Source organism: Geothrix alkalitolerans (assembly GCF_022808885.1).
GTDB lineage: Bacteria > Acidobacteriota > Holophagae > Holophagales > Holophagaceae > Geothrix > Geothrix alkalitolerans.
The window spans coordinates 793318-800112 of record NZ_JAKZLE010000002.1 but is presented as its reverse complement, the minus strand read 5'-3'; the positions used below and the strand labels follow the sequence as shown (position 1 = coordinate 800112).

The 6795-nt window shown below is 67.4% G+C and carries 5 protein-coding genes and 1 rRNA gene; 5 read left to right on the top strand and 1 reads right to left on the bottom strand.

What is annotated here, in order from left to right:
* The first annotated feature begins 3 nt into the window (after positions 1-3).
* Both rrf and ppdK read left to right on the top strand, forming a co-directional pair.
* A 5S ribosomal RNA gene (gene rrf / locus MLJ35_RS07735) occupies positions 4-119 on the top strand.
* A gap of 115 nt (positions 120-234) precedes the next feature.
* On the top strand, positions 235-2949 hold the full coding sequence (ppdK, locus tag MLJ35_RS07730; protein ID WP_243383836.1) for a pyruvate, phosphate dikinase: 2715 nt from the start codon (positions 235-237) through the stop codon (positions 2947-2949).
* Between the two features lie 6 nt (positions 2950-2955).
* On the opposite strand, the gene MLJ35_RS07725 is transcribed toward ppdK, so the two are convergent.
* Positions 2956-3351: a DUF6982 domain-containing protein gene (locus tag MLJ35_RS07725; RefSeq protein ID WP_243383835.1), complete on the bottom strand. Its 396-nt coding sequence runs from the start codon at positions 3349-3351 to the stop codon at positions 2956-2958.
* A gap of 183 nt (positions 3352-3534) precedes the next feature.
* Here MLJ35_RS07725 and ettA point away from each other — a divergent pair, with 183 nt between their 5' ends.
* Genes ettA through MLJ35_RS07710 form a run of 3 tightly spaced genes read left to right on the top strand, consistent with a single transcriptional unit; the run spans position 3535 to position 6711 of the window.
* Positions 3535-5232, top strand: coding sequence for an energy-dependent translational throttle protein EttA (gene ettA, locus MLJ35_RS07720; protein ID WP_243383834.1), 1698 nt, complete (start codon positions 3535-3537; stop codon positions 5230-5232).
* Positions 5229-5846 carry a hypothetical protein gene (locus tag MLJ35_RS07715; RefSeq protein WP_243383833.1) on the top strand — a complete coding sequence of 206 codons (618 nt, stop codon included), beginning with the start codon at positions 5229-5231 and terminating at the stop codon, positions 5844-5846. Before ettA ends, MLJ35_RS07715 begins: the two co-directional genes overlap by 4 nt.
* 4 nt (positions 5847-5850) lie before the next feature.
* Positions 5851-6711: a DNA cytosine methyltransferase gene (locus MLJ35_RS07710; RefSeq protein WP_243383832.1), complete on the top strand. Its 861-nt coding sequence runs from the start codon at positions 5851-5853 to the stop codon at positions 6709-6711.
* Positions 6712-6795: the final 84 nt, after the last annotated feature.

The window sequence follows — 6795 nt, the reverse complement described above, 5'->3', positions numbered from 1 at the left end:
CTTCGTCGCGGCTTTTCCCCAGGGGTCACACCCGTTCCCATCCCGAACACGGCCGTTAAGACCTGGAGGGCCGATGATACTGCTCCCCACAGGAGTGGAAAAGTAGGTCGCTGCGACGTTAAATCCCAAACGGGCCACCCTTCGAGGTGGCCCGTTTTCGCGTACGGATCTCCGCATCCGCAGGCCATTTATCTGTCGCGGCGGATACACTGAAGGTTCCGCGTGGAGGATCTGATGAGCAAAGGTGTTTACACCTTCGGGGGAAACCGTAACGAAGGCGGCGCGGCCATGCGCAACCTTCTCGGAGGCAAGGGCTGCAACCTGGCTGAGATGGCGGGGCTGGGCATTCCCGTTCCGCCGGGATTCACGCTCACCACGGAGCAGTGCAACGCCTACTACACCCATGGCCGCAAGCTCGCTGAGGACCTCAAGGCCGAGGTGGTCGAGGCCCTGAAGTGGCTCGAAGGCGTGCGGGGCTGCGGTTTCGGGTCCAATGAGAACCCGCTCCTGCTCTCCGTCCGGTCCGGCGCCCGCGTGTCCATGCCCGGCATGATGGACACGGTGCTCAACCTGGGGCTCAATGACCGGACCGTGCTGGCCCTGGAGAAGGCCAGCGGCAATTCCCGATTCGCCTGGGATTCCTACCGCCGCTTCATCACGATGTACAGCAACGTGGTGCTGGGCGTAGAACATGCGCTGTTCGAGGCGGAGCTGGAGCGTGCGAAAGAGCGGCTCCACAAACACCAGGACACCGACCTCAGTGCGGAGGACTGGAAGACCCTCGTCGCCGCCTTCAAGGAGATCGTGCAGGAAGAGACCGGTCAGGCCTTCCCACAGGAACCCATGGAGCAGCTCTGGGGCGCCATCCGCGCCGTTTTCGAAAGCTGGAACACCGCCCGCGCCATCACCTACCGCCGCCTCCACCGCATTCCCGATGACTGGGGCACGGGCGTCAACGTGCAGAGCATGGTCTTCGGCAACATGGGTGACGACTGCGGCACCGGCGTGGCCTTCACGCGCGACCCCGCCACAGGCGAGAAGCTGTTCTACGGCGAGTACCTCATCAACGCCCAGGGTGAGGATGTGGTGGCCGGCATCCGCACGCCCCAGCCCATCACCCGGGCGCAGGCCGACGGCACCGGTCTGAAGAGCCTTGAGGAGGCCATGCCCGCGGCCTTCGCGGAGCTGGACGCCACCTGCAAGCGCCTCGAGACCCACTTCAAGGACATGCAGGACATCGAGTTCACCATCGAGCGCGGGAAGCTCTACCTGCTGCAGACGCGGAACGGCAAGCGCACCGCCATGGCCGGCATCCGCATCGCCATCGACCTGGTGGACGAGGGGCTCATCGATACGCACACCGCCCTGAAGCGCATCGATGCCGACAGCCTGTCCCAGCTGCTGGCGCCCGTCTTCGATCCCAAGGAGAAGGATCGCCTGCGCAAGGAGGGCCATCTGCTCACCAAGGGCCTGAACGCGGGTCCCGGCGCCGCCACGGGGCGCATCGCCCTCACGGCTGAGCAGGCCGAGAAGATGGCCCAGGAGGGTCCTGTGGTGCTGGTGCGCGTGGAGACCAGCCCCGAGGATATCGCCGGCATGGTGGCCTCTCAGGGCATCCTCACCGCCCGCGGCGGCATGACCAGCCATGCGGCAGTGGTGGCTCGCGGCATGGGCAAGCCCTGCGTCTGTGGTGCCTCGGCCGTGCAGATCGACGTGGCCAAGGGCCTGGTGAAGGTGGGCGATCATCTGCTGAAGGCCGGCCAGGACTGGATTTCCATGGACGGATCCACGGGCGAGGTGTTCGCCGGCAAGCTGAGCGCCCATCCCTCCGAGGTGAACCAGGTGCTGGTGGACGGCCGCCTGAAGGCCGGAGACAGCGAACTCTACCAGCGCTTCGCCAAGATCATGGCCTGGAGCCACGAAGCCAAGCGCATGAAGGTCCGCACCAACGCCGATACGCCCCATGATGCGGCCGTGGCGCGGGCCTTCGGTGCCCAGGGCATCGGCCTCTGCCGCACGGAGCACATGTTCTTCGAAGGTGACCGAATCATCGCCGTGCGCGAGATGATCCTCGCCACGGACACCGAGGGCCGAAAGAAGGCCCTGGCCAAGCTCCTGCCCATCCAGCGCGAGGACTTCGAGGGCATCTTCAAGGCCATGGACGGCCTGCCCGTGAACATCCGCCTGCTGGACCCGCCCCTGCATGAGTTCCTGCCCCAGGACGAGGCCGGCCAGCGGGAGATGGCGGACGTGCTGGGCGTGGATCTCGGCACCGTGGAGCGCCGCGTGGCGCAGCTCCACGAGTTCAACCCCATGATGGGCCACCGGGGCTGCCGCCTGGGCATCACCTTCCCCGAGATCATCCGCATGCAGGTCCGCGCCATCGCCGAGGCCGCGCTGAATGTGGCCGCCGAGGGCGTCAAGGCCATTCCCGAGATCATGGTGCCGCTCATCGGGACTGTGCGGGAGCTGACCTACACCAAGACCGAGATGCTGGACGAGATCGCCCAGGTGAACCAGGAGCGGGGTACTCAGTTCGCCTGCCCCATCGGCACCATGATCGAGATTCCCCGAGCCGCCATCACCTCGGACAAGATCGCCCAGGAGGCCGAGTTCTTCAGCTTCGGCACCAATGACCTCACCCAGATGGGCTTCGGCTTCAGCCGCGACGACGCGGGAACCTTCCTGCCCGAGTACGTGGGCAAGAAGCTGCTGGAGGACGATCCTTTCCAGAGCCTGGACCAGGAGGGCATCGGCGAGCTGGTGCGCATCTCGTGCGAGAAGGGCCGCTCGGCGCGGCCCGGCATCAAGCTGGGCGTCTGCGGCGAGCATGGGGGCGATCCCCGCAGCGTGAACTTCTTCCACCGCGTGGGGCTCGACTACGTGAGCTGCAGCCCCTATCGCGTGCCCATCGCCACCCTGGCGGCCGCCCAGGCGGCCCTGGACTGATCGGCCCTAGACGAAAACCACCGACTGGGTGGCGGACGTCACGATGTAGCACCGTTCATTGTTGGAGCGCGGGTCGGCCGGGAGCAGGAAGAATCCCGGCCGGCCCGGCTGATACCCCTGCGTGGTGCCCACCAGCACCTCGCCGTCCTTGAAGGTGACCTTGACCTTCCGGCCCGGGGCCGGGGCGTTGGGCGGGAATTCGTTGGTCTTCTGGTGCTCCGGGTCGCCCTGGAGGCTGCGGACGAAGTACAGAGCCTTGAGGTCCGGCACTTTCACCTCCAGTGGCTTGGCGTCGATGCTTCCGTTCGCGGAGATGTGGAAGAGATCCTTCGCCGGAAGGAAGTCGTTGGTCTGACCCTTGAGGGTCGTCCCGTCCAGGAATCGCGCCACCACTTGGTTCATGGGAATCTCCGGGCCATCCAGGCCGACAGGCGTCGCATACGCCCGCGTATGGGTTTTGGTGCCTTTAAATTACAAGCGCCCGGTTTTCTGCGCAAGCCCCCTGGCTTCAAGGAGTCACTGGGCATGTCATCCGGACCTGGGTTTGAGCGTCGGGCGCGATAGAATCGCCCTTTTGAGCGGATCATGGCCAAGACCTCCACCAAGGCGACATCAGATCAGCCCGAGATCATCTATTCGATGATGCGGGTCAGCAAGATCTACAACAACAAACCTGTCATCAAGGACATATCTCTCAGCTACTTCTACGGCGCCAAGATCGGCGTCCTGGGGCTCAACGGCTCCGGCAAGAGCACGGTGCTGCGGATCATGGCCGGCGTGGACCAGGACTTCAACGGCGAGGCCGTCCTCAGCAAGGGCTACACGACGGGCATCCTGGACCAGGAGCCCCAGCTGGATCCCGAGAAGACTGTCCGCGAGATCGTCGAGGAGGGTGCCGCCGAAAAGGTGAAGTGGCTGAAGGACTACAACGCCATCAGCGACCAGTTCGCCGATCCCGACGCGGACATGGACGTGCTGCTGGCCATGCAGGCCGAGCTCCAGGAGAAGATCGACGCCCACGACTGCTGGGACCTGGATTCCCGGCTCGAGCAGGCCATGGACGCCCTGCGCTGCCCCGATCCCGACACGAAGATCGGCGTGCTCTCCGGCGGTGAGCGGCGCCGCGTGGCCCTGTGCCGCCTCCTGCTCCAGGAGCCGGACATCCTGCTGCTGGACGAGCCCACCAACCACCTGGACGCCGAGACGGTGGCCTGGCTGGAGAAGCACCTCCAGGACTACAAGGGCACGGTCATCGCCGTCACCCATGACCGCTACTTCCTGGACCACGTGGCGGAGTGGATCCTCGAGCTGGACCACGGCGAGGGCATCCCCTGGAAGGGCAACTACTCCAGCTGGCTGGAGCAGAAGCAGGGCCGCCTCGCCCGCGAGGAGAAGTCCGACCAGAAGCGGCAGAAGACCCTGGAGCGCGAGCTGGAGTGGATCCGCATGTCGCCCAAGGGCCAGCACACCAAGAGCAAGGCCCGCATTGCCAACTACGAGCGCCTGGCCGGCGAGGAGGGCCGCCAGAAGGAGCAGGAGCTGGAGATCTACATCCCCAGCGGCCCCCGCCTGGGCGACCTGGTGGCCGAGCTGGAAGGGGTCACGAAGGCCTACGGCGACCGCGTGCTGTTCGAGAACCTGACCTTCGCCATCCCCCGCGGCGGCATCCTGGGCGTCATCGGCCCCAATGGCGCCGGCAAGTCCACCTTGCTCCGCCTGCTCACGGGCCAGGAGGCGCCGGACGCGGGCGCCATCCGCCTCGGCGAGACGGTGAAGATGGCCTACGTGGACCAGCTCCGCGCCGGCCTCAACCCCGACAAGAGCGTCTACGAGGCCGTGTCGGGCGGCTACGAGCAGATCGAGCTGGGTGGCAAGCTCATCAACGCCCGCGCCTGGCTGAGCCGCTTCGGCTTCTCCGGTGACGCGCAGCAGAAGAAGGTCTCCGAGCTCAGCGGCGGCCAGCAGAACCGCCTCAACCTGGCCCTCACGCTGAAGAGCGAATCGAACCTGCTCTTCTTCGACGAGCCCACCAACGACCTGGACGTGAACACCATGCGGGCCCTCGAAGAGGCCATCGAATCCTTCGCCGGCAGCGCCGTGGTGGTGAGCCACGACCGCTGGTTCCTGGACCGCCTGGCCACGCACATCCTGGCCTTGGAGGGCGATTCCCAGGTGCAGTTCTTCGACGGAAACTACACGGAGTACGAGCAGTACCGGAAGGACGTGCTGGGCCTGAAGCCCTTCGATCCCCATCGCATCAAGTACCGGAAGCTGACCCGATGAAGACGGACGCCTCTCCGGTTCCCGCCTTCGCCACAGCCGCGACGGGCCTGCTCCTGGGTGCGCCCGCCCTGTGGCTGGGCCTGGACCAGGGCGCCATTGCCCTCTGGGCCTTCGGCACCGCCGGCCTCCTGCTGGGCCTGCCCTCCCTGGTGGTGGGGCAGCGCGTCCGGGAGGGCTTCAGCAACCGCGGCCTGGAGCGGGAGCGCCTGACCCTCCGCGCCGCCAGCCACTTCCTGCGCATCCTGGCCCTGGGCGCCGTCCTGACCGCCGCGGCGGCCCTCATGGGCGACCGCAGGCCTCAGGCGGGTTCCGTCCCCCTGATCCTGGCGGGCGTGGCCCTGCTCATCCTGGCGCCCCTCTGGTGGGTTCGGCGGGCCCAGGCGGGGATCCATCCCAGCCTGGCCTCGGACGCCGCCCGCACCCGCGCCCTGCTGGAACTTGGTGGTCTGCTCCTGGCGGGAGTGCTGCTGGATCGTTGGTTCCCCTGGGCGGATGCAGCCGCTGCGGCGGTCATGGGGCTGCGCCTGTTCATCGAAGGGCAGGGCCTGGCCCGGGGCACGGCCCTGACTGCCGCGGCCTCCTGCGGCGGCTGCGGAAGCTGCGGCTGCAGCTAGGCCGATGCGCGTCCTCGAGTTGTTCTCGGGCCTGGGAGGATGGCGCCTGGCCCTCGGGGACCGGGGAACGGTGGCGGTCGCCTACGACGTGAACGAGGCGGCCAATGCCACCTACGCCCTGAATCACGGCGAGGCGCCGAAGGCCCGCGAGCTGGCCACGATCCCCCTGGCAGAGCTGGCCGCGGCCGGTGCCGACACGTGGCTGATGAGCCCGCCCTGCCAGCCCTTCTGTCGCATGGGGAACCAGCATGGCCTGGAGGACCGCCGCTGCCGGGCCTTCCGCCACCTCATGGACGTGTTCGACCAGGCGCCGCCGGAGCGTCTCGTGCTGGAGAACGTGGTGGGCTTCCTGGGCTCGGACGCCCACGCCCTCTTGGCCGAGCGCCTGCGGGCGCACGGGATGCACCACCTGGACCTGGAGGCCTGTCCCAGCCGCTTCGGCCTGCCCAACCAGCGACCCCGGGTCTTCGTCGTGGCCTCGCGGAAGGTGCTCGCTGCACGCCCCCTGCCGGACCTGCCGGCGCGACCCCTCGCGGACTTCCTGGACCGGGAGGAAGACGCCTCCCTTGACCTGGCGCCGGAGGTGCTGGCCCGCCACCGGCACGGCATGGATTTCGTCGCGCCGGAAGACCGCCGCAGCACCTGCTTCATCGGCGGCTACGGCCAGCGCTTCGTGGGCAGCGGCTCCTTCCTGAGGACGGAGCGCGGCGCGCGCCGCTTCTCGCCTTCCGAGGTGGCCCGCCTGCTGGGCCTTCCCGAGGGATTCCGCTTCCCGGACGGCGTGCCACTGGAGGCCCGCTACAAGCTGCTGGGCAACGGCCTCTCCATCCCCGTGGCGGCCTGGGCCCTGGATCATCTGCCATGAAAGGGGGGGACCGCCCGCTCGCCAAGGCTCGCTCTGCGTCCCCCCTTTGACCCCCACGTAGTGCCTGGGCACAGCCCAGGCATT